The organism is Kriegella aquimaris (assembly GCF_900103215.1).
In the GTDB taxonomy this organism is placed as follows: domain Bacteria; phylum Bacteroidota; class Bacteroidia; order Flavobacteriales; family Flavobacteriaceae; genus Kriegella; species Kriegella aquimaris.
Genome location: NZ_FNGV01000001.1, coordinates 400571 through 426804, shown reverse-complemented (window position 1 = coordinate 426804; position 26234 = coordinate 400571). Strand labels below are relative to the sequence as shown.

Genomic DNA, 26234 nt, shown 5'->3' with positions numbered 1-26234 from the left:
ACAGTGACAAAATAAATAAGCTGCAATGAATAAAAAGAAATCTTCCGAAGCAAATAAAAAGGCAAAGACAAATTTTACCCGTAGGAAGTTTATTTCTACTTCCATTTGGTCAGCGGGTGCCATCAGCATTATTCCAAGACACGTTCTAGGAAAGGGTTTTTTAGCTCCCAGTGATCGTATCAATCTTGGTTTTATCGGTCTCGGAAAACAGAGTAGGGGACTTGCTTCTCGATTTATTGGGGAAACTGAAGCGCAAATCGTTGCCGGATGCGATGTCTGGACCACCAAGACGGCTTGGTTTGAAAATCACGTAAATACGTTGTACGCTGAAAAAAGGAAAGCAACTGGGCACAAAGGAATAGAGACCTATGGGGAGTACCAAAAGTTGCTTAACAGAAAGGATATCGATGCAGTGGTCATCGCAACGCCGGATAACTGGCACGCCCGACAAGCCATTGATGCCATGAATGCGGGAAAGGATGTATACTGTGAAAAACCGCTTTCACTTAAAATTCTAGAAGGTATCCAAATGGTACAGGCCACGCGGTCAACAAAGAAAGTTTTGCAAACCGGAAGCATGCAGCGCTCATGGGAAAATTTCAGGAAAGCCTGTGAACTAATAAGAAACGGATATCTTGGGGAAATAAAAAAGATTTTGGTCAATGTAGGTGATCCTGCGGTACCTTATAATCTAAGTAAAGAGCCAACACCAAAAGAAATTGATTGGAACAGATGGTGCGGACCTGCCCCTTTACTGGACTATAACCATCGTTTGGCACCTTCTAATAATGATGTAAAATTTTGGCCAGACTGGCGGTTGTTCGAAGAGACCGGAGGAGGCATTTTATGCGATTGGGGGGCTCATATGTTCGACATTGTACAATGGGCATTAGGAATGGACCGATCAGGGCCGGTACGTTATTTACCGCCAAGTGATCCTTCAGCGGTTCGTGGGCTCCGTATGTTTTATGCCAATGGTATTGAAATGGTTCATGAAGATTTTGGTCGTGGTTGGGGCGTTCGGTTTATTGGGTCAGAAGGCACTATAGATGTCAGCAGGAGCTATTTGGAAACAGATCCAGTCAATATTCTTTCTGCTGAATTAAAAGATTCGGATACGCGATTATACCATTCCGATAATCATTACCAAGATTGGCTCGATGCCATAAAAAATAGAACCTTGCCCATTTGTGATGTAGAAACCGGACATCGTTCGGCTACGGTCTGTAACATAGCGAACATCGCTTATAAACTTCGTAGACCTTTGGAGTGGAACCCTGAAAAAGAACAATTCAATGGGGATAGCGAAGCCAATGCATTACGAGGTAGAAAGAATCGGGAATTTTAGGCACTGAATTCGTTTGGTCGCTAGTAATCTTAAATTTGAAATAATTAAAAGCCCCTTTCTTGATGATTTGACCAAGCGGTCAATTACACAAGAGTAGGGGCAATCGAAAATCTTAAAAAATCAATGTTCTTCTAGGTGAAAGACTTTTTCCAAAGAAATCCATTTTTCACCATCCTTTGCCCATGGTAGAGCCTGTTGGTAGTCCCACATCAGCTTTTCCCAGTCTTGTACCTTTGGGTTGTTGGCATCCATCTCTGCCTTTTTTTGAAGATCAAAAGTCTCATCGACTTCCATAATCATAAACATGCGGTTTCCAGTTAAGTAAATTTCCATGTCTACAACACCTGCATCTTTAAGGCTTTGCGTAACCTCGGGCCATGTGACTCCTTTAGAATGATAGTGTTTATATTCGGCGATTAATTTTTGATCGTCTTTTAAATCACAAGAGAAACAGAATCTTTTTGTGTTTTGCATAAGTAAAATATTATTGTGTATTATTTAAGTATTCGTGCTACTGAATGTGGTTATAAACTATAGAAATTTATAGCATTTTGGCCCATTATTGCTTTTTGCTCGTTTTCACTGAGAGGAGCAATGAAATCAGTGACTAAATTTTTAATTTCCTTGTATTTACCGGCCAGAAGGCAAACAGGCCAATCAGATCCGTACATAACTCTTCCGGTTCCAAAAACCTCCAGAACCCATTCCATATAGCGGATAATATCTTCCGGTTTCCAAGAATTCATATTTGCTTCGGTAACCATACCCGATAATTTGCAGTAAACATTTTCGTGCTGGGCCATTTCTTTCATCAGCAACGCCCATCCATCATAAAAACCATCTTTTATATAGGGTTTAGAAATATGGTCGATTACAAATTTATGATTAGGAAACCGTTTCACAAATTCAAGTGCTGCTCCCAATTGGTGGGGAAAGGTTAAGATATCATAAGTTAAATTATACACTTCCAAATGGGCAACACCCCTTAAAAAATCATGGCGTAAAAGAAAGTTATGGTCGGGTTCATCTTGTACAACATGGCGAAACCCTTTTAGTTTTTCTTGGTTGGCGTAGCGCTGAAGCGTGTCATTCACATTTGGATCTCTCAAGTCTATCCAGCCAACGACTCCTTTTATAAAATCATTTTCCTTGGCCAATTCTAAGAGAAAATCAGTTTCTTCAAGGCTTTGGTCGGCCTGAACGGCTACACAGCCATCGACCCCATTGTTATCAAATATTTCTTTTAAATCCGAGGGAAGAAAATCCCTTTGCAGTACTGCCATGCTATCATTGATCCATGAGTAACGCACAGGATCGTATTTCCAAAAATGTTGATGCGAGTCTATTGTCATGTACTTGTATTATTTAATAGGTTTCTTTTGAAGGTATAACTGATAAAATTGGTCAAGGATACCAAAATAGTATTATTATAGTATACATACAAAAATTGATTCGTCGATTTTCAGGTGGATTTTAAAAAATGGGACCATCGCCATGTTTTCGGTATTTGTGAATGCAATAAATTAGGAAATATGAGCTTCACTTCCAGTGATAAATTGGCGCCTGGCAGTTATTTGTTTGTATGATATTTTATAGGATAAATGTTGCCTACGCCATAGATTCTTTATTTCGATTGGAAATCGAACGTTGTTTTTTGAGTGTTATTTTTTGTTGTAACCACTCAGGATAGTCTGAATCGTTATCGGCATCGAAAATACGAACCTCTTGCGATTCATCAAGTTGAAGCAGGTCGTCTTGTTTACAATTGAGTATGGCGGCGGCAGTATTTACACCTGAATAACCCGCTCCAGCAACGCCGTGTGATAAAATACTAGCACCACACATATATAAGTCGTCAATTTCAGATTTTACTTTAAAAGCAAAGGGTCCGATATGTTTCAAACTTTTTTCGGTACCATACACGTTACCTCTCGTCGTATTTATATAATATTTATTGGTAATAGGAGTGCCTAATTCTTGGTGAACGATATGGTTGCGAATACCTGGAATGGCCTTTTCCACACCATTTATCATTTTTTGGGTCAATCGCTCTTTAAAGGCCAAGTATTCCGGTGAGCGCGGTTCTTTTTCTAGGCTGAATTTTTCAAAGGGTGTATAATCTATATAGGTTATCGCCTCTAACGTATGATGTTTTCCATCAAAACCGGTAGGATCTTTAAGTGTAGTGCAACTTATAAATAACCCTTCAAAGGCATCTTCGGAAGAAATATCGGTCGCCATCATTTTATCGTAAAGGTCGTCGGCATCCATATCGGGCATTGACCAGATATTCCCAGAATCAATTCCTGCTTCCCTTAAATCCATATCGACGGTAAGAAACAACATCAACGAGGTACACGAATACTTCGTTCGGTTTAACTTTTTATTGAGTTTTTTGCTCAAGTTTTCTTTTCCGATAAGGTTTAGATAAGTGATTCCAGGGTCTGCATTGGAAACAATTCGTTTTGCGAACAATTGTTGTCCATTTTCCAATTCAACTCCAATAGCCTGCTTTTTATTTTGTCCTTTAAGAAGTATTCGGTTCACCTTTTGGCTTGTATGTACTTCACCCTTATTTTTTTTAATGGCGTTCGTCATTGACTTGATCAGCGCCCCTCCACCACCCATCGGGTAATAACCTCCTTTAAAATAGTGGTCCATTACGGCACAATGTAAAGGGAAACTTGCCTTTCTGGGTTGTAACCCGTGATCACCGCACTGCACATTAAGAATGTTCTTTAGCATGGGGTTTTTTATATGCCAATTGATAACCTTACGCAGGCTAAAAAGCCCAAATTTACCCATGTGTCTTGTGCGATAGGGAATCGTAATATTATCCCAAAAACCGCTCATCTTTGGTAATAATTGCAGTTGCGTACTTACATTTCGTACCAAGGTCAGGTACTTTTCTATTTGTTTTTTTTCCTTTGGAAAACGCTCCGAAAGTCGTGCCACCAATTCGTCGAAATCGGACGGAAAGTCAAAATGTTCATCTCCGATGCGGCAATGTTCGTACCCATCTGGGTTCATTCTAAAAAATACCAAGTCATTGGCAATACCTAGTCCTCTGTACAAATCACTAGTAGATTCGCCTTTTCCCATCAGACCTACGTAATGGACACCTGGCGTAAAACGATGGCCGTTAAGGTAAAAACTATGGCACCAACCCCCGGGAACATCGTGCTGTTCCAATACCAGAACTTTTTGTCCGGCCCGAGATAAGCAAATCGCCGTGGCCAAACCACCTGCACCAGATCCAATAATTATAGTATCCCATTCCTTGGGAACTATGTCATTTTCTACTTGTACTTGATTTGAAACAGCTTTGGAGGTAGGGTTAGTCGTATTCATAGTCGTTCTTAAAATCATCGGCAGAAACAGGATGATTTGATACTGGCGTGATATTGCCAGTCGAAGTTATGGATAAAATTTAAAAAATATGAGAAAACCCGTCTTACAAAAAGACAAACAAATGATGTCTGGTCTCCCTAAAGCTATTTTTCGTTCAGGGCTTCGGCAATTGCGGCTTCGACCATAGGTTCCATTATTTTATAACCTGCAACTGTGGGGTGGACTTCATCAGAAGCATATTCTTTAGGTAGCCCGTTGCGTGCATCGGCCATTGCGGTAAAATAATCAAGATAAATATAACCGTTTTCATCTGCGTAGTCTTTTATAAGTTTGTTGAGTGCTGGAATTTTTTCATTCGGTTTGAGACCGGGTCGCCATGGATAGTCGAATGCCGGGAGAACAGAAGACAATACTACTGCAATATTGTTTGCCGCTGCCAGTTCCGACATCGATTTTATGTTATCAAGAATCATTTCCAATGTCGAAGGTCCTGTATTACCTGCTATATCATTGGTTCCCGCCAGAATAACTACGACTTTTGGTTGTAATGCGATTACATCTTGACGAAAACGAAGCACCATTTGCGGCGTCGTTTGCCCGCTGATTCCACGATTGATGTATGGCTTGCCTTCAAAAAACTCGGGTCTTTTGTTCAACCAGCCAATGGTTATCGAATTGCCCATAAAAACGACGCGATTTTCGTTTTCTAACGGTAAACCCACTTTGTCATTAGCATCCTTGAATTGTTCGAGATTTGGCCAGTCTTGAGCCTGTATACCCGATGTTGTTCCTAGTATCATTAAAAATAGCGCTATAAGTAATGGTCGTTTCATATGGGTTTCTTCTAAATTTAAGGTTGAAATGTATCAAATGATTTTCGCTCTTCCAAATTCAAAGGTATTTCTTTGATTAATTGTTCTTTAGTAGGGCGTTGTGCATATAAATAAGCAAGTAAAGAAATGGCAATAACCAGGTGCAAGGCATTACCGCTAAGGTGATATGCAATTAACGCCAAAAAGGATGGACCTTCTAAAAGGGCATATTTTACAAGAAGAGCAGTTTGGTATGTACCCAATTTGATTTGAAGTGAATCTTCCTTTTTAAGTAATCGAATACGTTTTTGAAAAAGAAAGATGCCAATAAAATAACCGCTAGCGGCGGCTATGGGAACGATATAAGTGAAAATATCACTAACATCCATTTCCGCATTAAAGCTTTGCTTTTGCAAATAGGCAAAAACGGCAAAAGCTATCGGCCCCGCGAGCAATGAAAGGTGTATGATTTTTAAGGTCTGTAAGATCTTAATCGGCTGCATTTATAATATTCAATAGTTTTCTATGGCTTAGGCAGTGCGTGTAAGAGTTCCATCCCGGTTGATGATCTCGGTACGAAGCCCAACCAATCTTTTTCATTGGAATCTTTTTGTAAATCTAAATAGCTTTGATAGTCTTCTTGTTTTAGATGGATTCCTAAAAAGGCAGTCACAAAATGTTGATTGATATTATTGATACGTCGCTCGTCCCATGAGGGCTCCGCATAGCGGTAATATTCATCGATGTGCAAGCCTGGCGCCAAGGCTTCGGATGGTGGCGGATTGGGAGCAACGTTGTGGCGGGCATTTTTGTACGTTAGTAAATAACGATCTGCATGGATCGCTCCTGTATATATTGCCTTTATTCCTTTTTCATAGCCAGAAATATCATCTTGGCTTCCTGCTACAAAAAAGGTTGGTGTTTTCAAGCCTTTTAATCCCTCTGCATCCCAAACACCACGTTCCATACCCCAAGGGGCAAAAGCCACTACCGCTTTTATTCTTGGGTCTTTTTTAGCTTTGTAAGCGGGGTTGCTTGCAGCATGTTTGATAATGGCCGTACTACCTCCGGTCATTCCAGTGAAGAAGGCTGTCAAACCATCACTATATCCCGCTCCGGCAACATTAAGAACACCGTAACCACCCATCGAGTAGCCAATAATTGCCGTTGTTTGGGTATCGACCAATCCTGATAAAAAATTGGTTTGCGAGGATTTTTCTATTGTTTCTATTTGATCGATAACAAAAGGAATATCTATAGCTCGATTGAGTAATGTGCTTTGAAAAGGTCCCGCATCTTTAAACGTGGAATCGGTATGGTCGATGGCTACAACAACATATCCTTTTGAGGCCAAGTTTTCGGTCAAATACGACATAATATATCGTGTGCCGACATATCCGTGGCTGACCACGACCAAGGGAAAAGCTCCTTCGGAAACCAATGGATCGGCATCACGAACGGCGCGCCCTTCAAAGGTAAAGGGGATCAAAGGTCTTAGTGAGTCATTTGACGAACCCATTACTTCATTATAGATTACCGAGGCATCAGTATCAGCTGGCAATGCCGCCGGGTACCAGACTTCAACGGTTAATGGGCGGTCATATAAAGGATCTATTCCTTTTTTTGAATTCAGCACATCGACCTGATTTTTATGCACCAAGTTTAAAGTGCGAACACCTATTGTATAGGCCCCGCGAGGCGCAAGTTCAGGAGCATCGGGGAGTGCATCGCCATATAAAAAAGATTTGTCTTGGGCAATAATGCTTATACTACTCAATAGCACTACAAGAAATGATGTTATAATTAAGTAACTGTTTTTCATAATGGGTTGCCTTTTCATTTACTAAATGTACATAAATAATTGCGTTCTAATTAGGGGATTAGTTTCTGAGTGATGCCATTTTTGAATGTATTTGCTTACAACACAGTGCCATTTTGTTGTTTCTTTTAATTTTATAAAATAAGGCAGCAAACAGGCTATTGTTGCTTTTACAAAAACCCATTATATTAATAAGCGGCGCATTTATTAGAATTTTTCAAAGACACCTAGGCCAAACAGTGCAAAATCATATTTCACCGGGTCTTTAGGATCAAGTTTTCTAAGGCTGTGGTCTAGTTCTGCCAATGCCTTGGCATCATTTTGTTTACGGTGTAGTAATTTCAATTTTCGGGCCACATTTCCTGAGTGTACATCTAAAGGACATGATAATTGTGCAGGGGAAATCATTTTCCAAAGTCCGAAATCAACACCCGTTAAATTATCCCGTACCATCCAGCGTAAAAACATATTGATGCGTTTTGCGGCCGAACCCTTTAAAGGATCGGATATGTGCTTGGTCGTGCGGCTAGGGTGGGGGAGTTCAAAAAAAGTTTGCTTAAAATGCGATATTGTTGGCTGTAAAGTGCCCGGCTTTGCTTGCTGGGCAAATACGCCCTCAAGTCCATTTTTTTTCCCATAGATGTTTTTTAAACTTTGAATAAAATAGGCGAGATCTATTTCATTAAAGGTACGATGCACAAAACCGGTCAGGCGTTCCAAATCTTTTTCCTCATGGTTCATTACAAAATCATAAGGGGAATGGTCCATAAGGTTCATAAGCCTTTTGGCATTGTTGATAATGCTCTTTCGGTTGCCCCAGGCGATAGTTGCCGTTAAAAACGCACTGATTTCAATGTCTTCCTTTTTATCGAACAAATGGGGAATCTGCAGTGGGTCACTCTCCAAAAAATTAGGATGGTTATATTGCAGTACTTTGGCATTTAAAAAGTCTTTTAGTTCTTCTTTCTTCATCTAATCGGGTAATAAATAGCACCGTCATTTAATAGGCGGTTACGCAAATGGAATATGTGCTGTGAGAATAAGGAATTTGATAACGTTCAAGGATAAAAAGCCAAAACTATATTCGTGACTCATCAACAACTTCTTCGGGTATGGTAATCAAACCATCAACCATGGTCAATTTGCGGTCTGCAAGATTGGCAAGTTCTTGGTTGTGTGTTACGATTACGAAGGTTTGTCCGAATTGATCTCGAAGTTCAAAGAACAATCGATGTAGGTTATCGGCGCTTTCGGTATCTAAATTTCCACTAGGTTCATCCGCAAAAATAATTGAAGGACTGTTTATCAAGGCCCTGGCCACGGCGACTCTTTGTTGTTCACCTCCTGAAAGTTCATTGGGCTTATGGTCATATCGATGTGAAAGTCCGAGAAAGTCCAATAATTCCTTCGCCCTTGTCTCGGCCTCCTTTTTCGCTGTTTTTTTTATAAAGGCAGGAATACATACATTTTCCAAGGCCGTAAACTCTGGAAGTAATTGGTGAAACTGAAAAATAAAACCGATGTGTTCGTTTCTGAATTTAGCGAGTTCTTTATCCGATAGTTTGGTAACTTCGATACCATTGATGACCAGCTTACTTTCAGATTTGTTAGACTGTAGGTCCAAAGTGCCCAAAATCTGTAAAAGTGTTGTCTTGCCGGCTCCTGAAGCCCCGACAATAGAGACGATTTCTCCTTTTTTAATGTGAAGGTCAACACCTTTTAAAACTTGTAGTTTACCATAAAATTTTTGGATGTTGGTGGCTTTGATCATTAGCTGAAATTTGAGATTCTAAAATTAGTCTTTAACGAAGAGACGGCAAAATATAAAAGTTTGCTACCTTTTTCTTAATATTGTTAGTTATCACCTAAATTATCGTCTAACAGGTAATTTAACCCTAGCTATAAATAAACAGAAGAAAATAGATGTCGCCATATAGAAATTTAGAAGAGTATAACCTTGAAATCACCGATGAAGTAAGAGATAGATATGCCTCTATTATCAATGAAATTGGAGAAGATGTTACGCGTGAGGGATTGGAAAAAACGCCCGAGCGCGCTGCCAAGGCCATGTTGTTTTTAACTCAAGGATATAAACAAGATGCGGTAGAAATTTTAAAAGGTGCCATGTTTAAAGAGTCTTATGACGATATGGTCATTATAAAAGACATTGAGTTGTATTCATTGTGCGAGCATCATATGTTGCCCTTTTTCGGGAAAGCCCACGTGGCTTATATACCTAACGGACATATTGTGGGGTTGAGCAAAATTCCACGTGTGGTCGATGTCTTTGCTAGACGATTGCAAGTACAGGAACGGTTGACCCATGATATTTTAGAATGTATCAACGACACCCTAAAACCTAAAGGCGTAGCTGTAGTAATCGAGGCTGCCCACATGTGTATGATGATGCGGGGAGTTCAGAAACAGAATTCAGTAACTACAACTTCCGGATTTCGTGGACAATTTGAAAAAATTGAGACACGCAATGAGTTCTTAAAATTAATCAGTTCCCATTTATCTTGATTCTCTTTGTATAGCGTATTTAGGGTATTCTCCCAAGAGACAAATTGAGGCAGTTGCTATTGGTATTTGCTTTTTTTTTGGCATCTTTATTGCGTTGCATAAAGGGAATTCTTATTTTTAATTATGTCAGCAAAGAAAGACAAAAAATACAATAACCTTCTTCTGGGATTACTTTTCGACGGCATCGGAATGCTGTCTTTCGCCATTCCTTTAATAGGAGATTTTTCCGATATAATATGGGCTCCCGTAGCTGGTTGGTTAATGACCAGAATGTATAAAGGCAAAATTGGTAGGGCCGCCGGAATAATTACTTTTGTTGAAGAAATAATTCCGGGGTTGGATGTGATTCCTACCTTTACAATTATGTGGTTTTATACCTATGTATTCAAACGTTCGGAAAAAAAGAAAATAATCGAGGTAGATTAAGAGCGTCCAATTAACAGTCGATATCTTCTTTTATATTTTACTTTCCTGTTGCAGCATCCGATAAATTGTCCAAAGCATTGGCAATTGTTCTTATCAGCTGAATGTTTCCTCTTATTTTATGACGTTTTGCCAAATATTGAGGGTCATTATAGGAGACGTGGACCATTCTGTTTTCATCTTGCCAAACCAACATTTTCTGAGGTAAGTCTAAAGCAGTGGTCTGTTTGTTTTGCATAATGGGTGTACCAAGTTTAGGGTTTCCGAAGATTAAAAGCCGTGTCGGGTTTAAATCAAGTCCGTTTTTTGAAGCATTCTCCGCGTGGTCAACGACTGCAAAAATATTTAAGTTCGAATTGTTTTCCAATGCCATTTTTAAGCTATTATAGGTTTCTTCGAATGACTGATTACTCTTTTTAGTAATGATTCCGTCACCAAGACCGACCATACTCTCCTCTGCAGAAACAATAGTGCCTTGTCCTGTATTAGCTACGAAATTGGTGAGTGCCGCTTCGATAGTGGGTAAAGTAGCTACCCCGTTAAGACCATGCCGACTTGATAAGTAAGCCGTATTATTAAATCCTAGATAGCTCTCGCCACCTTTGTTTTGATAAACAAGAATTTTTTGGGGCAGGTCTAGACCCGCTAGTTGATTTCGTTGCATTAGGGGTGTTCCTAAATTCGGATTACCGAAAAAGATGACTTTGGTAGGATTGAGTTCCATACTTACGGAATTCGCATTGGCCATATGATCTACTTCGGCAACTATGCCAATATTTGGATTTGCATCGAGGGTATTTCTCAAGGCTTCATAAGCATCTTCAAAGGGCACTTCGCTTTTTGAATATGTAAAACCAAGGATATTGGGAGGTGGTTGAATAATGCCATCACCATGGCCAAAATATCTACAAGAGGCCAAGACTATTACAATTGCAAATAGGATTGCTTTCGTTTTCATAACGTTGTTTTTAAAATCACTTGTATATACGCATAGGATTGCGTTGTAGTTGTTCTCAAAGAAAATACTTTTGCCCTTATCGATAAGAAATGAGGAAAGTTTCTGATAAAGCCAATTTGTAATCGGCCAGTACGCTTTGATAACTGCTAAATTCACTTGTTCACAATGATGATTTCAATTTTTCATAGGAAAATTACCAACGAAAATTATAACTTTGAACTTATAATAGATTCAAATTTGAATGAATATGCATAGACGAAACTTTGTTAAAAAAGCGGTGTTGAGTTCCATGGCAAGTGCAATAGGAATTGATATCGTTTTTGGAACGACCATGCCAGACGGGTATCTGCCGCTGGCACTTCAAGACCCTGATCCGTTCGAAATGTTCAAAAAAGACAAACAGATGGTCGTTTTAAATGACAAACCATGGAATATGGAGGCGCAAGCCCATTTGTTAGACGACAAGATTACTCCTAACAAATATATGTTCATTCGTAACAACGGCTTGATACCAGAAGCGATTGATGTCTCAAAATGGACATTGACCATAGACGGTGAATCGGTCGGTCAGCCCAAAACGTATACGCTTTCTGAATTAAAGTCAAAGTTTAAGCAACATACCTACCAACTCACTCTAGAATGCGGTGGTAATGGACGTAGTGAGTTTGATCCCCCGGCCAAAGGAAATCAATGGACGATAGGGGCTGTTTCATGTGCCAATTGGACGGGAATACGCTTACGTGATGTGCTAGAAGATGTAGGTATTAAAGGTGATGCCGTCTACATTGGATATCACGCAGCCGACATACACTTAAGTAGAGACCCCAATAAAGAACCTATTTCTAGGGGTGCACCTATGGACAAGGCTTTACAAGACGAAACACTTTTGGCTTTTCAAATGAACGGTGCCGATATTCCATTGACACATGGTTATCCGCTACGTTTGATTGCAGGCGGCTGGCCTGCCTCGGTTTCTGGCAAATGGTTACAACGCATCAGTGTTCGTAATAAAGTGCATGATGGTGAAAAAATGACAGGTACGGCTTATAGGGTGCCCTGTAAACCTGTTGCACCCGGAGCTAAAGTTCCAGAGGAAGAAATGTGTATCATTGAGTCTATGCCCGTAAAATCACTGATAACTTATCCGAAATCAGGAGCAATGATTGCTAAAGGGAAAAAATTGAACATTCGTGGTCATGCATGGGCAGGGGAACTAGAGGTAACTAAAATGGAATATTCAATTGACTTTGGTTCAACTTGGCAGCGTTGTAGGGTAGAAAAACCTGTAAATAGATTAGCATGGCAACATTTTTCTGCGACTGTTGATTTTCCGCAGGAAGGATATTATGAAGTTTGGGGTCGTGCTACGGATTCCAATGGTAAGTCACAGCCTATGCTTTTACCAGGCTGGAACCCAAAAGGCTATTTAAACAATGCGTGTCACAGAATAGCCGTAAAAGTAAGTTGATATGGGAGATAGTAAGAATAAGAAGGAACATTTAAAGTTTGGTTCCCAAAGGATTTTAATCATAGTTTCCGCTGTTTTTTTGATAATTGGAGTTATAGGGATTTATTTTATGGCAGATCCCAATTTATCTTTTTTCAATTCAGAAAAGCCGGATACAGAAATAGTCGATGTTCCTAAAGAGGAAGATGATTTTGATAAAATTGAAAATGGGATACATGTTCGTACAGGTTTCGTAGAGGCTGAAGGGTTAATGACAGTGGTTAATAACTGTACAAACTGCCATTCGGCCAAATTGGTCATTCAAAATCGAATGAACAAAGAACGATGGTTGGCAGCGATTCGATGGATGCAGGAAACGCAGAATTTATGGGATCTTGGTCCGAACGAAGACATTATTGTCAATTACTTGGTAACCAACTATCCACCAAGTAAAAAGGGGAGAAGGGAAACACTTGCCAATGTCGAATGGTATGAATTGAAAGATTGATGGCTTTCTATAGTTTTGTGCATTCAAAATCAGGAAAAAGATAATGACGGGAAGCAAAATCAAACTTGATTTTGCTTCCCGTCGTTTTACCTATAACGGAATGCTTATGCCTAAATTTACATTGCGCCCAATATTGGCGATTCCATCGGTTTTTAGTCTTGATAAATGGGAAATATAAGTTTTGTCCAATATATTATTACCACTTATGCGCAGATCTATCTGCTGTTTCCCTACGAAAAGACTTCCGCCTAATCCGAAGTTCAACAAATTGTACCCATCTGATTCGGTTTCAAAAGTATTGGCTTTATGCTGAGCAAAAACAGAGTTCAGAGTTACGAAAGCGTAATAGCTCTGTAGCGAAGAACTTTGGTCGCTAAATTCAACCCTAAGGGTGTTTGTGAGATTGTTAGCAGGTATTAGGGGTAAATATTCATTGTTACTCAATTTACCGGTTACGCTCTCCAAACTACTTTCTATATGTAACCAATCTAGTGGATGCGGATGCAAATGGAAACCAAGTTCATAACCATAGAGATTCGCATCTTGTTGTTGGTATAAAAAAACAGCATTTCCGTCGATGAATTCCCCATTCGGTTCAATGAAGATATAATCGTTGATGGTGTTGTAGAACCCGTTGGCGAATAGTTCTATATGCTTCCCTTTGTATTCAAAACTAAGATCCGTCTGAACGTTCTGTTCGTTGTTCAATTCAGAATTTCCGATTTCGTATCGATTGGTTCCTTCGTGCGATCCGTTAGAGGTAAGTTCTGCCAAGTTTGGGGCCCTAAATCCCGAGGCCAGATTTAGTCTTCCAATAATGCTTTTATTTAAAAGCAATTTATAACCCGCAGCAACATTAAAACTATTAAAATCTCTGCTCACGTCGGCAATATATCCATCTTCTCCATCAATTCCGTGGGCTTCCCCGACAATAGACCGTAGATCATAACGCAAACCAAATTGTAAGTCACTATCATTTTTAAAATGCAAATGGGAGGTGGCAAGCACTCCAAAATCGTTCGTAGTTGCGTTAGGTATTAGTATTTCCTCCCCAAAATTCTCGTTGGTTTGGTGCATTCCCTGCACACCGACGATGGTCTCTAAATTTTTCCAATTAGGCAGGTGATATTGTACGTTGTAATTAAAGGTCTTCAAATCCATCGCAAGGGCTGCACCTTCCTCATCTAAATGGTCTTCGCCTTCATGTTCATCTTCATGCTCGTGTTCTTCAAATTCTTTTCGGTCGTTGAAAATATAGCCGAACGTCGCCTCTAAACTTGACTTTTCAAAGAACAGTTTGGTTTTTGAACTTAGAATATGATTGTTTAGTTTTTGATAGGGCATTTCAGGAGACCTGCGTTTTGTTTGTTCACCAATAGTTTCCGGAATTCCCAATGTCGATTCGGTATAGTTATAACGAACTTCGGTTTTAAATGAAGTAGCTTGATATCCGATACCTGTTTTTAAGTCATTTTCACGAAATCTTGAATTTGTCGTTCGTAATCCATTACCAGCTTTGTAGTCGACGTGTGATGTGGTACTTCCTCTTACCAGAAATTTCAATTTATTGCCAGATGATTTGAATCCCGCATTCGCACGAAATCCTTCCGTATTACTAAAATAATCGAGACCAACGTCACCTGAAGTTTCATTGGCCACAGCGAATTTCTCAGGATTGAGATAGAGCACGCCACCAAGTGCATCGGAGCCATAGAGCAGCGAGGCAGGACCTTTTATCACTTCGACACTCTCAATGCCCGCATCATTTACACCTAGCCCATGTTCATCACCAAACTGTTGGTTTTCAAGGCGAACCCCTTGGGTATAAATCAAAACGCGATTACTGCTCAGGCCCCTAATTACCGGTTTTCCTATGCCGACACCTGTGGAAACAGTAGACACGCCGGCTATAGTGCTGAGTCCATCGGCAAGGGTAATTGCCCCCTTGGTCTTTAGGTTCGCAATATCGGCCCTTTCTACTTTCATGACATTTTCACGCTGTAATTGATGAAAGGGTGTTGAAACGATAACTTCTTCCATTTCGATGGCACTTGGGGTAAGTATTACACTCAATTGGTTCGGTCCATCAAGAATTTGAAGTGTTTTTGAATAGGTCTCAAAGCCGATATACGAAATAATGATTTTATACTCGCCTGATGGTAAATTGTTTATTTGAAACTTTCCAGCTAAGTCTGTAACACCCCCTTTTTCAAGTTTTGGAAAATATATTTCAACATAGGGCATCACCGTGTTGTCTTCGGCATTACTAATTGTTCCGGATAATGAACTTTGAGCTTGGGCCCCTAAAAAGGAGATGACCGCAAGCAAGACAAAAAATGATTTTTGCATAACAATGTATAAATTTTGAGTACTGCATAAAATTGATTCGTTCCCTAATCTTTAAATCCCATAGAAAAAGGGTGAATTTCGCTTTTGCAGAATTGATTCGATTATTGACAATAATTGAAATCATTGGAGCACCCATATCAACGATTGGACGAATGATTTCTAAAAATAATTAGTTATGCAGTAGGAGGTGCCCTAAGGGCGAAGTGGAGCTTGGTATATTGACTTATATATGAATAATAATTACCTTCTTTTTTCTTTACAGAAATTGCTGTATAGAAAGTATGTGCAAAAAGTGGTGCGTAAAATTGGGAGGAAAGCTGATATTTATGAAAATCGCAGTCAAGTTCGACCTTGTGTAAGTGAACGGTGCCTGGGTTAGTACATTTTTCCTCAAAATGTTCGAATAACGCATGCTCAAGTTTTATGACCGATGGGGCCAGAATCGACACCATCAAAGCAATAGAAACAAAGGAGTATAGTATGCTTTTATTTAAGGAATGCATTTCGGAGCAAATCTAATAAGATATTATTGGTCTACAAACGAACCTGAATGTTAAAGAAAATATAATTTATTTAAATAGAAATCCTAATCCGATACGATTCAACATTTTTTTCTCAAAATTCCAGAAAAACTGGAATTGACCAAAAAGCCAACCGAAAAAAACCAATGAAACTTGGTATATGGGAAATATCAATAGTATTCGTGCCGACCAATACAACCAAGATGAAGTAGTTTCTCTGTTCAACCCTATAAATTCGGTTACGGGGGCAGCAAGTTTGGTGGCAATAGAGCCTGTAATTGCAAAAACCACAAAAATTATGACTATCTGAAAATTGGAGTCAATACCCCAGCGCTTTTTTAATTTATCCATAAAAACCTTAACAAGAGTTCGTAAATATAGGCCTTAAATTCGAGGGAAAAAAGGACCCAGACGTTGGTTGTATTTTCTCTGAAAATAAATGAAGTAGTTGTACAGTTTATAATTTACCTCATAACCATAGTCGATATTCGGGTCGTAGTCTATTTGGAGTTCATAAAGATTAGCCCCGTAACGTTGGGGTTGAAGCACCCTTTGATTCCAATTGGTCACATAAATTCGATTACGGTTCTCTAGATAGGATTGTGAGTAATAATTTTTGGGTTTAGCAACACTTTTCAACCAGAAATCGAACCCTGGTTCAATGATGATGATTTCATATTCAGCTTCTTCATTGGCAATTGCGATTGTATCGCCTTTCTTTTGTTCGAATGCTTTTTTCTCTACATCGGAGATTGCCAAAGCTTCCTTGGTGCTTCCGCAACTACTTATTGTTAATAGACCAATAAAAAGAACTAAGCCTGCCGTTTTTAAGATTATTTTTTTCATAGCATACTAAATTTAGCCATTTTTTAATTATTAGTCGAAAAAGAACTCTCAAACTTATCTATTGCTGCAACGTTCAACTGTTGTTGAACAATGGGAATAAAAAAAGCCGCTTGTGTTACAAGCGACTTGGTAAAATTTTGAAAGTGGTTATCTATTTTCCGAAAAGACCTCCAAGAAGTCCGCCAAGACCACCTTTCTTTTTAGAACTTCCCATAACCATACCGGCCACGTCGTCTAAAATACTGCCATCACCATCAGCATCTAACAAAGAAGTTATTAAACTCTGATTTTGTTGCGGTTGACCCCCCAACATACTGCCCAAAAGGCTGGTTATGCCACTAGAATCGTTCACATTGCTTTGCGCCGTTTGTTTTCCTAAAAGACCCATTACAATGGGGGCTGCTATTTTTAATATATCACCGATAGCACCGGCATCCATTCCTGATTTTTGACTCAATGCATTCGTAACATTAGCTTGTTTGTCGCCGAAAACATGACCCAGAATACCGGCCCCATCTTCCATTACAGATTGGTCGACACCGCCACCAAACAACCCTCCAAGGTTATCTAAGATACTGCCATTGTGTTTGCTTGAAAGTGCACTCATGAGTCCTTGGGCCCCTTCTGGTGAAGAAGCATTTTTTTTCATTGCTCCTAAAATGAGGGGCATTGCCATACCCAAAACGTCTGCTGTTTTGTTTTCAGGTTGCCCTGTTTGACTTGCCACTCCGCTAACGAGTTGCTGGCCCATTGGGCTGTTTAATAAATCTAATAATCCTGCCATGATGTAGTGTTTGTTTTATAAATTACTTCCCAATGTACAAAAAAGACCGCTATACTGGTCAAATTGAGAAAATAATGGCCTCTATTTGAGTAAATTAATGATTTGGGAAGCCAATTCGGCACCGATACGATCTTGAGCTTCAAGGGTAGCTGCACCAATATGTGGGGTCAAAGAAATATTGCTGTGCATCAAAATTTTGATTTCGGGCTTTGGTTCCGATTCATAAACATCGAGCCCTGCGAAAGCTATTTTTCCACTTTCCAACGCATCAATCAAAGCTACCTCGTCTAAAACACCACCACGTGCTGCATTTACAATACCTACACCGTTTTTCATCAACTCAAATTCTTTCTTTCCGATGACATATTCTTTCTGGGCGGGCACATGCAAAGTGATAAAATCAGAAGTTTTCAGAACATCTTCTTTACTCATGCTCTTAAAATTAAAGGAAACGGACTGGCCATCAAAAAAGCTAAGGTCAATCGATGCTTCCTCGATAAAAGGATCGAAAAATACCACCTTCATACCTACACCTAAAGCTACTTTGGCAGTAGCTCTTCCTATTCTTCCAAAACCGATAACGCCTAAAGTCTTACCTCTTAGCTCCATACCAGCGCCATATGACTTTTTGAGCTGCTTGAATTTGCTATCTCCATCCAAAGGCATATTTCGGTTGGCGTCGTAAAGAAAGCGAACTCCCCCGAAGAGATGTGCAAAAACCAATTCTGCAACCGACTCTGAAGAGGCTGCAGGGGTGTTGATTACATGAAGCCCTTTTTCTTTGGCGTATTCAACATCTATATTATCCATACCCACGCCACCGCGCCCGATCAATTTCAGGTTGGGGCAGTTGTCAATAAGGTCTTTTCTGACCTTGGTCGCACTTCGAACCAATAATCCGACAATTTCATTTGTATTGATAAAATCGATAAGCTGTTCTTGAGCCACCGTGGTCGTCAATACTTCAAAGCCTGCTTTTTCCAATGCAGTTATTCCGGTTTGTGATACCCCGTCATTTGCTAGAATTTTCATATTTCTCGTTGCTTTTTTGCAGCCGGGAATCTAGGGTGAAAATCTGAAAGATAAGTCACCATAGATCAAGTGCCGCTATTATCCTTTTCGTTCCATTTCACTCATAACATCTACCAATACACCAACACTTTCAAGCGAAAGTGCATTGTACATTGATGCGCGATAACCTCCGACAGAACGATGGCCGTTAAGCCCATTGATTCCAGCATCTTTCCACAAGGCATCGAATGTGTCTTTCAGTTTATCATCGGTCAAATTAAAAGTCGCGTTCATGTTCGAACGATCTTCAACTTTGGCAAAACCTTTGAATGCGGGATTCAAATCAATTTCAGAATATAGCAACTGGGCTTTTTTATTATTGATTTCTTCAATGGCCGAAATACCTCCTAGATCTTTCAACCATTCCAGGGTCAGCATTGAAACGTAAACAGCAAATACAGGTGGAGTATTGAACATACTGTCTTTACTGATGTGTACCTTATAATCGAGCATAGAGGGAATCTTGCGTGAAACCTTGCCCAAAACATCTTCCTTGACTACGACCAAAGTTGTTCCGGCAGGACCCATATTCTTCTGAGCGCCCGCGTAAATCAAATCGAATTGAGAAAAGTCGAGCTGCCGTGAAAAAATATCAGAGCTCATATCACATACCAAGGGAGCCTTGATGCTAGGGAATTTCTTAATCTGCGTACCAAAAATTGTATTGTTAGATGTAAGATGCAAGTAATCAATATCTTCAGGAACTGTAAAGCCCTTGGGTATATAATTGAAATTCTCATCCTTCGAAGATCCTACTTCAATTACTTCGCCGAATAACTTCGCTTCTTTAATAGATTTTTCGCTCCAAGTACCTGTATTCAGGTACCCTGCTTTATTTTCCAGAAGATTATAGGCGACCATTAAAAACTCTAAGCTGGCACCGCCTTGAAGAAATAATGCTTGATAGCCTTTGCCTTCAAGCCCCAAAAGTTCTAAAGCCAAAGCTTTAGCCTTTTCCATAACATCGATAAAATCTTTGCTCCTGTGCGAGATTTCGATAAGGGACAACCCAGACTCGTTCAAATCCATAACGGCCTCCGATGCTTTTAACAAGACTTCTTGAGGTAAGACACAGGGACCGGCACTAAAATTATGTTTCTTCATGATAATTTTGAAATTTAGGATGTAAAGGTCATGATTTTATAGGGAATCATAACACGTAAAAATAACTAATTCTATTATGTTTTTAACAGGAAATCAACAGTGTCAAGACCGTCGGCATAGTCGGCCAGACTAGGTTTTTGTGTTGATCCGAAGGCAACGGTTTTCATTTCTGGCCAATCACTTACCACGCATTGTAGTTTTTCTTCGTCTTGTTTTAATTTTTCAAGAAGTGCCGTTTTATCGGAATAAAACTCATAGAACAAGGTGGCAATAGGGGAGGCATAACCTTCATCTTCCTTGAGAATAAGAAACTCATTGTCAAAAATCTTGAATTCGCTCATCAAATAGACAGCCTTGTTATAATCGTAATTATTGGCATATTTATTTCGGTGAATAATCGGGTGATACGAATATATCGCTTTAAAAAAAGTGTCGAAGTTATATCCTACAGGAACAAAAATTTTAGAAACACTTCGGCATCCAAGCCCATAATATTGAAAGATATCTTCTCCTAAAGCATGAAGTTCATCCGTTGACTCGTTTCCTGTCAAGACCGCAATCGAATTTCTATTTTTTCTAATAATATTGGGCTTTTTCCCAAGATAATGTTCAAAATATCGGGCGGTGTTGTTGCTTCCCGTAGCGATCACAGCATCGTAATTTTCCAATTTACCTTCCGTAAATAATATATTATCTTTAAAACTGGGGTCACTTTGGATTAAATAGTCAGCGAGAAAGGGAAGCAATACATCGTCATTTGATGATTGTTTGATGAGTGCACTGTTTCCTGTTAAAATAACCGACAGAAAATCATGAAATCCCACTAAGGGTATATTTCCGGCCATTATTATGGCTACCGTTTTATAATTATTTGCCGCAAGATTGTAATTCCCCAGCCATTCATCAAGATTGTTTTCGGTGAGCAATTCACTCCATTGTAGTAACGAAAAATTGATGTTTTCTTGGGAGAACCATCCGTTCTTATGCGTTGCTAACGTTACTTTTTCATGGAATTGGGCTAAGTTCGAACCATTAATTCCTACTAAATCTATAGGTTTTTTAGAATATTCGCAATATTCCTTTAAAAAACTTCCAAGTTTAATAAAAGCTTTTACCTTATGTTGAATGTGTACCATTATATTTGTAAAGGACTTATATAGGTTTTACCTTTGTGCAAAAGTAAGGATACTTTGGTAAATTAGATTATAGAAATGATCTCGATGGAATCGAGGCAGCATAAAATAAGATTATGGCAATTATAATTACGGATGAATGTATCAATTGTGGAGCTTGTGAACCTGAATGCCCGAACACGGCGATTTATGAAGGTGCCGACGAATGGCGTTACAGTGATGGAACCTCTTTAGAGGGAGATGTCGTACTGCCAGATGGTAAAGCGGTGAATGCCGAAGAGGTTCAAGAGCCGATCAGTGATGAAATTTATTATATATCACCCGATAAGTGTACCGAATGTATGGGCTTTCATGAAGAGCCGCAATGTGCCGCGGTCTGCCCCGTAGATTGTTGTATACCTGATGATGATCATGTGGAATCGGAAGAAACACTTTTGGCCAAGCAACGTTTTATGCACGGCGAGGAATAAACTTGAGAAAAATATATCACATAAAAAAACCGGACAATCGTCCGGTTTTTTTATGAATTTATATCATTAATTTAAAAAGTAAACCCGATTCTTGCGTAGTAATAAGCTCCTCCAAAGCCCATTTGTAACGAATCCCAGTAACCACCACCTTCTACCCAATCGTCTTGTTGACTTGGATATTCGTTAAATAAGTTATTGACACCGACATTTAATTTAAGCCCCTCACATAATTGATAGCCTAATACTAAATCGGTAATTAATTTAGGACTGTAATGGTCGGTAGCTTGATTGATTTTATCTGCAAAACTTGCATAGTCCGATGTGGGCTCCAACATTTGATAGTCTAAAAGATCAACACTGCTAAAGCGCGTTAAACCCAATCCGGCGTCAAATTTGTTTTTACTATAATTAACATTGAAAGTCAACTTGCTTTCGGGAGCAGAAGCTAGAAGGAAAGCCTTATCGCGTTCTCCGAAAAAAGTTTCGGCATCAAGGCTTCCATTATTGACATCTGTTATTTCCATATGGTTTAGATTGCCCGTTATGGTGGCGGAAAGCCTGCTATCATCATCAAAGTTCTTTTTCCAAGATAAAACGATGTCTAGACCCGTAGTTTCCGTATCAACACCATTTACAAAAAATTGGGCGGCCTCTACGCCATCAATTTGAGGTGTGTCAAAATTACCCGTTAAAACAATACGGTCTTGTACGTGAATATAATAACCGTCTATAGTGGCATTAAAAGCACCGAAGGTGGCTGTGAAACCAAGGCCGGCATTCAACGCCTTTTCTTCCTTGAGCTGATCGATTCCAAAGGATGCGGTAACCGGACTATTATTAGGAGAAAGCAGCGACTCTAAGGCAGCACCGCCTACGAAGTTGGTGAAGCGTAAATTATAATATTTTTGGGCTAAAGAAGGAGCTCTAAAACCAGTACTCACCGAACCTCTTATATTTATATTTTCGGAAGCTTTGAATCTCGCGGCTAGTTTTCCATTCAACGTACTGCCAAAATCACTAAAATTTTCAAAACGTGCCGCTGTACTCAATAGAAAGGTTTCACTAAGATCAAATTCACCATCGGCATACAATGAGAAGTTACTGCGACTTCTGTCTACAACGTTAGATGGGCTGTAACCCGGGAAACCTTGTGAACCGCCAGGTCTTGCGTCTCCCGTACCTGGTTCGGTAGGTTGGGTCTGATTGGCAGGGTCGGTAATTAGAAGACCATTGACGTCGTAAGTGCCCCATGAACCCTCTTCTCCCGCAAAGATCACAAAGTTTTCAGTTCTATATTCTGCGCCGAAAGCCAAGTTCATGCCTTCTAAAACGTCATCGTAGTATTTTGAAAAATCGAGGTTGACCGTATTTTGCGTTAAGGTGTGCCCACCAGCATCAAAATCCGTTGGTGATGCATCTTCCAAAGAGGCATTCAAGGTTCCTTTTATATAATAATGGAAATTGTTTCTTCCGTACGTATTGCTAACATCCAATTTCCAGTCGTTTGCCAATGTTGTTCTAAAGCCGGCCGAAACTGAATTGTCAATAATATTCGAGGTAATTCTAGGTGTAAATCCATTCGGATAAATTGAAGGAATCACTCTATTGCCACCGTTTCTTGTAAAGGCATAGGCATCGGTATCTCTATAATTTCTACCTCCGAAAGCATAAAATTCTGAATTTTCGGTGAGCGGTATTGCTGCGTTGACCATCACATTGAAACCATCAATTGCGGCTTCCCCAAATCCTCTTCTAAAATCAAAACCAGGCCGTAACGTCTTATTCTTACTAACATATTCGGTAGTAACATTTACGAATCCACCTTCTTTACCAATGGCCGTTCCGAAGTTTACGCCAGCTTTTATTGAACCCCCGTCAAAACTTTGGTCATCGCCTATGGCATTACCATCTTTTTCGGTGTCTAGGCGATTTCCGTCAGTGTTGGCGGTACCTGCAGGGAAATCTCCTTGTGCGTTTGTACTGTAAGCCCCGTAACTTACAAAACCGCTTACCTTATCGACATTATCCTTTAGAACAATATTTATTACCCCTGCGATAGCATCGGAGCCATATTGTGCCGCGGCACCATCACGTAAAATCTCTATTCTTTTTATGGAAGATGCTGGAATCGCATTTAAATCTGTTCCTGTATTGCCGCGACCACGTGTTCCGAAAACATTGATAAGTGAAGATTGATGTCGTCTTTTTCCATTGATCAACACCAATGTCTGATCGGGTCCGAGTCCCCTGAGTGTGGCCGGATCTATATGATCGGCTCCATCTGAACCAGATTGCTTGTTCGCATTGAATGAGGGAGCGGCATATTGCAAAAGTTCGTTGACCTCAATTTTACCACTTTGTGTAACTACCTCTGCGACATCAATTACATCAACAGGTACCGCGGTGTCGGTAGAGGTCCGTTTCGGGCTTCGAGAACCCACTAACATAACTTCATCGAGTTGAACGCCTGCCGATAGTGTAATATCAATAGTTGTTTTTCCAGAACTATTTACTTCTGTGGTATTAAAACCGATATAGCTGAATACTAAAGTTGCTCCATCAGCAACCGTTATTTCATAATTACCATCAAAATCTGTAGTAGTACCGTTCGTTGTTCCTTTTTCCACAATATTTACCCCGATAAGTGGTTGAGCTGATTGATCTTTAACAATACCAGTTATCGTATTTTGTGAAAAACCGATGGAAATGCAGAAAAACAGAATAAAAGTTAATACATGGGTTTGTCTCATAATCATAAAATGTTTTATGTTAGTTAATCTAAATTAACATTATTTGTGGTTTAATTAATGGTAACAGTCTGAAAAGTTTGAAAAGCCTTAGGGCATAAGTAGTAAAATAGTTAAACTGTAACTATCAGAAAAAATAAAAAGTGTAGTTTAATTCTTAATATCAATGCAGGTTTTATCAAAATTTTAAATTGATAGTCCTAATTTTACATTTTTCAATGAGTTGCAATGATTTCTAATCATTGAAGCACTAATGTTTGGAAATAGAACTGGTTGTGCAGCCTTCAGTTTTTCTTCTTTTATTTATTTGTTGCTGGCCTATTTATTATGTTGTAATTACCAAGCAGTTTTGCATTCTTCCTATTATCTTTGCAGCTGTTTAAAAAAATCGAATCAAGAGCACTTTAGTTATTGTCGCTTTTTGGTTCATACATCTTTTGATTATGAAAGCAGGTATCGTAGGGTTGCCCAATGTTGGCAAATCAACACTCTTTAATTGTTTGTCCAATGCTAAGGCACAGAGTGCCAACTTCCCATTTTGCACTATAGAGCCGAACATAGGTGTAGTTAATGTGCCTGATCATAGGCTAGAGAAACTTGAAGAGTTAGTGATTCCTGAAAGAGTTTTGCCCGCAACCGTGGAGATAGTTGATATCGCCGGATTGGTAAAAGGAGCCAGTAAAGGGGAGGGGCTAGGCAATCAGTTTTTAGGCAATATTCGCGAAACCGATGCAATTCTTCATGTACTCCGCTGCTTTGATAATGATAATATTGTACATGTTGATGGCTCGGTAGATCCTATTCGTGATAAGGAAACTATCGATATGGAGTTGCAGTTGAAAGATTTGGAAACCGTAGATAAGAAACTTGAAAAAGTAAAAAGGGCGGCCAAAACAGGAAATAAAGAGGCGCAAAAAGAGGAAGCTGTTCTCCTGAAATTAAAAGGTGGATTAGAAGCAGGAATATCGGTACGTGCAATCGAAGTCGAGAAAGATGCTCGAAATGAATTTGTTAAACCCTTACAGTTTATCACTGATAAACCGGTAATGTATGTTTGTAATGTGGACGAAGAATCTGCTGTATCGGGAAATGATTATGTTGAAAAGGTAAAAGCAGCCGTGGCAGACGAAAATGCGGAGGTCGTGGTTTTGGCCGTGGGTACTGAGGCCGATATTACCGAGCTCGAAACTTATGAAGAACGTCAAATGTTTCTTGAAGACTTGGGGCTGACCGAACCTGGTTCAGCAAAACTAATTCGCGGTGCCTATAAGTTATTGAATCTTGAAACCTATTTCACGGCAGGGGTAAAAGAAGTACGAGCCTGGACCATACCGGTAGGTGCTACTGCGCCTCAAGCGGCCGGTGTTATACATACCGATTTCGAAAAAGGCTTTATACGTGCTGAAGTCATTTCGTATGCCGATTATACCGAATATGGTAGTGAGGCAAAGGTAAAAGAGGCCGGAAAAATGCGTGTCGAAGGTAAAGATTACGTCGTTAAAGACGGCGATGTCATGCATTTTAGGTTTAATGTGTAGTCGCCAGTAGTAGTTATGCCTGGTATTTATCCTAGGCAATTGTCGGTAGAATTTATTTTCGCTTGGCAACAAATTACTGAAAATGGGTTTTCACAAACGCTATGAAGCAATAATTAGCTTCTCGAAAATAATCTCGAACTCAGATTTCAACTTATAATCGTCAATAGGTTTATGAATGATATGAATAGGATTGGTTCTCCTAGCCCTTTCCAATGTAGATTCGTCTGAATTACCGGTAATGAATACGACAGGTATTTTATGTCTTTCGTAAATAATCTGGGAGGTTTCAATACCATCTCTTTCGCCGGAAATACCTATGTCTAAGAGTATTAAATTTGGTTTGCTGACTTCTATAAATGCAAGGGCATCTTCACTATTATCAACCGTATTGGCAACTTCATGACCCATATCGATTATAATACTTTCCAGAAACATTTGAATGATAAAATTGTCTTCAATAATTAAAACTTTTAATTGCATTG

At 39.5% G+C, this 26234-nt stretch carries 25 protein-coding genes; 7 read left to right on the top strand and 18 right to left on the bottom strand.

Translation table 11 applies throughout. The annotated features are described in order from the left end of the window. Positions 1-25 precede the first annotated feature (25 nt). Entirely contained in the window at positions 26-1348 is a 1323-nt protein-coding gene (locus BLS33_RS01880) for a Gfo/Idh/MocA family protein (RefSeq protein WP_089884713.1), read from the top strand. 120 nt (positions 1349-1468) lie between these two features. Here BLS33_RS01880 and BLS33_RS01875 read toward each other — a convergent pair whose 3' ends face one another. The 8 genes from BLS33_RS01875 to BLS33_RS01840 form a co-directional block, all read right to left on the bottom strand. Next, entirely contained in the window at positions 1469-1822 is a 354-nt protein-coding gene (locus BLS33_RS01875; protein WP_089884711.1) for an L-rhamnose mutarotase, read from the bottom strand. 50 nt (positions 1823-1872) lie between these two features. Further along, a complete protein-coding gene (locus BLS33_RS01870) occupies positions 1873-2700 on the bottom strand; it encodes an amidohydrolase family protein (RefSeq protein ID WP_089884709.1) in 828 nt (275 codons plus the stop codon). 256 nt (positions 2701-2956) lie between these two features. Continuing rightward, entirely contained in the window at positions 2957-4699 is a 1743-nt protein-coding gene (locus BLS33_RS01865) for a phytoene desaturase family protein (RefSeq protein WP_089884707.1), read from the bottom strand. Between the two features lie 143 nt (positions 4700-4842). Beyond that, positions 4843-5532 carry an SGNH/GDSL hydrolase family protein gene (locus tag BLS33_RS01860; RefSeq protein WP_089884705.1) on the bottom strand — a complete coding sequence of 230 codons (690 nt, stop codon included), beginning with the start codon at positions 5530-5532 and terminating at the stop codon, positions 4843-4845. Between the two features lie 17 nt (positions 5533-5549). Beyond that, positions 5550-6014, bottom strand: a complete 465-nt coding sequence (locus BLS33_RS01855; protein WP_089884703.1) for a hypothetical protein — start codon at positions 6012-6014, stop codon at positions 5550-5552. Positions 6015-6034: 20 nt separating this feature from the next. After that, positions 6035-7333, bottom strand: coding sequence for an alpha/beta hydrolase family protein (locus BLS33_RS01850; protein WP_089886156.1), 1299 nt, complete (start codon positions 7331-7333; stop codon positions 6035-6037). Between the two features lie 204 nt (positions 7334-7537). Beyond that, a complete protein-coding gene (locus BLS33_RS01845; RefSeq protein WP_089884701.1) occupies positions 7538-8302 on the bottom strand; it encodes a TIGR02757 family protein in 765 nt (254 codons plus the stop codon). 106 nt (positions 8303-8408) lie between these two features. Further along, entirely contained in the window at positions 8409-9101 is a 693-nt protein-coding gene (locus tag BLS33_RS01840) for an ABC transporter ATP-binding protein (RefSeq protein ID WP_089884700.1), read from the bottom strand. A 152-nt stretch (positions 9102-9253) separates the two neighbouring features. Here BLS33_RS01840 and folE point away from each other — a divergent pair, with 152 nt between their 5' ends. Together folE and BLS33_RS01830 are read left to right on the top strand one after the other, a co-directional pair. Continuing rightward, entirely contained in the window at positions 9254-9853 is a 600-nt protein-coding gene (gene folE, locus BLS33_RS01835) for a GTP cyclohydrolase I FolE (RefSeq protein WP_089884698.1), read from the top strand. Positions 9854-9976: 123 nt separating this feature from the next. Then, a complete protein-coding gene (locus BLS33_RS01830; RefSeq protein ID WP_089884696.1) occupies positions 9977-10279 on the top strand; it encodes a hypothetical protein in 303 nt (100 codons plus the stop codon). Between the two features lie 37 nt (positions 10280-10316). On the opposite strand, the gene BLS33_RS01825 is transcribed toward BLS33_RS01830, so the two are convergent. Next, positions 10317-11234, bottom strand: coding sequence for a DUF302 domain-containing protein (locus BLS33_RS01825; protein ID WP_089886154.1), 918 nt, complete (start codon positions 11232-11234; stop codon positions 10317-10319). Between the two features lie 247 nt (positions 11235-11481). On the opposite strand from BLS33_RS01825, the gene BLS33_RS01820 reads away from it, so the two are divergent. Together BLS33_RS01820 and BLS33_RS01815 are read left to right on the top strand one after the other, a co-directional pair. Further along, a complete protein-coding gene (locus tag BLS33_RS01820; protein ID WP_089886151.1) occupies positions 11482-12702 on the top strand; it encodes a sulfite oxidase in 1221 nt (406 codons plus the stop codon). Between the two features lies 1 nt (position 12703). Continuing rightward, on the top strand, positions 12704-13189 hold the full coding sequence (locus BLS33_RS01815; protein WP_089884694.1) for a monoheme cytochrome C: 486 nt from the start codon (positions 12704-12706) through the stop codon (positions 13187-13189). Between the two features lie 90 nt (positions 13190-13279). Here BLS33_RS01815 and BLS33_RS01810 read toward each other — a convergent pair whose 3' ends face one another. From BLS33_RS01810 to BLS33_RS01775, 7 genes are all read right to left on the bottom strand, one after another. Beyond that, positions 13280-15538: a TonB-dependent receptor gene (locus BLS33_RS01810; RefSeq protein ID WP_089884692.1), complete on the bottom strand. Its 2259-nt coding sequence runs from the start codon at positions 15536-15538 to the stop codon at positions 13280-13282. A gap of 569 nt (positions 15539-16107) precedes the next feature. Next, on the bottom strand, positions 16108-16410 hold the full coding sequence (locus BLS33_RS01800; protein ID WP_089884689.1) for a DUF6787 family protein: 303 nt from the start codon (positions 16408-16410) through the stop codon (positions 16108-16110). Between the two features lie 33 nt (positions 16411-16443). Further along, positions 16444-16905: a DUF6146 family protein gene (locus BLS33_RS01795; RefSeq protein ID WP_089884687.1), complete on the bottom strand. Its 462-nt coding sequence runs from the start codon at positions 16903-16905 to the stop codon at positions 16444-16446. A 151-nt stretch (positions 16906-17056) separates the two neighbouring features. Further along, positions 17057-17689: a DUF937 domain-containing protein gene (locus BLS33_RS01790; RefSeq protein WP_089884685.1), complete on the bottom strand. Its 633-nt coding sequence runs from the start codon at positions 17687-17689 to the stop codon at positions 17057-17059. Between the two features lie 81 nt (positions 17690-17770). Next, positions 17771-18721, bottom strand: coding sequence for a D-2-hydroxyacid dehydrogenase (locus BLS33_RS01785; RefSeq protein WP_089884684.1), 951 nt, complete (start codon positions 18719-18721; stop codon positions 17771-17773). 78 nt (positions 18722-18799) lie between these two features. Continuing rightward, the gene (gene serC, locus BLS33_RS01780) at positions 18800-19864 is read right to left on the bottom strand and encodes a 3-phosphoserine/phosphohydroxythreonine transaminase (RefSeq protein ID WP_089884681.1); all 1065 of its coding nucleotides are present in this window, start codon (positions 19862-19864) and stop codon (positions 18800-18802) included. 74 nt (positions 19865-19938) lie between these two features. Further along, positions 19939-21000 (bottom strand): acyl-CoA reductase, encoded by a 1062-nt coding sequence (locus BLS33_RS01775; RefSeq protein ID WP_089884679.1) that lies wholly within the window; start codon positions 20998-21000, stop codon positions 19939-19941. Between the two features lie 113 nt (positions 21001-21113). Here BLS33_RS01775 and BLS33_RS01770 point away from each other — a divergent pair, with 113 nt between their 5' ends. Then, positions 21114-21467, top strand: coding sequence for a 4Fe-4S dicluster domain-containing protein (locus BLS33_RS01770; RefSeq protein WP_089884677.1), 354 nt, complete (start codon positions 21114-21116; stop codon positions 21465-21467). Between the two features lie 71 nt (positions 21468-21538). Here BLS33_RS01770 and BLS33_RS01765 read toward each other — a convergent pair whose 3' ends face one another. Continuing rightward, on the bottom strand, positions 21539-24217 hold the full coding sequence (locus BLS33_RS01765) for a TonB-dependent receptor (RefSeq protein WP_089886149.1): 2679 nt from the start codon (positions 24215-24217) through the stop codon (positions 21539-21541). A 440-nt stretch (positions 24218-24657) separates the two neighbouring features. Between BLS33_RS01765 and ychF the strand changes: the two genes are divergently transcribed. Then, positions 24658-25752, top strand: a complete 1095-nt coding sequence (gene ychF, locus BLS33_RS01760) for a redox-regulated ATPase YchF (protein WP_089884675.1) — start codon at positions 24658-24660, stop codon at positions 25750-25752. A 99-nt stretch (positions 25753-25851) separates the two neighbouring features. Here ychF and BLS33_RS01755 read toward each other — a convergent pair whose 3' ends face one another. After that, a complete protein-coding gene (locus BLS33_RS01755; RefSeq protein WP_089884673.1) occupies positions 25852-26232 on the bottom strand; it encodes a response regulator in 381 nt (126 codons plus the stop codon). Positions 26233-26234 lie beyond the last annotated feature (2 nt).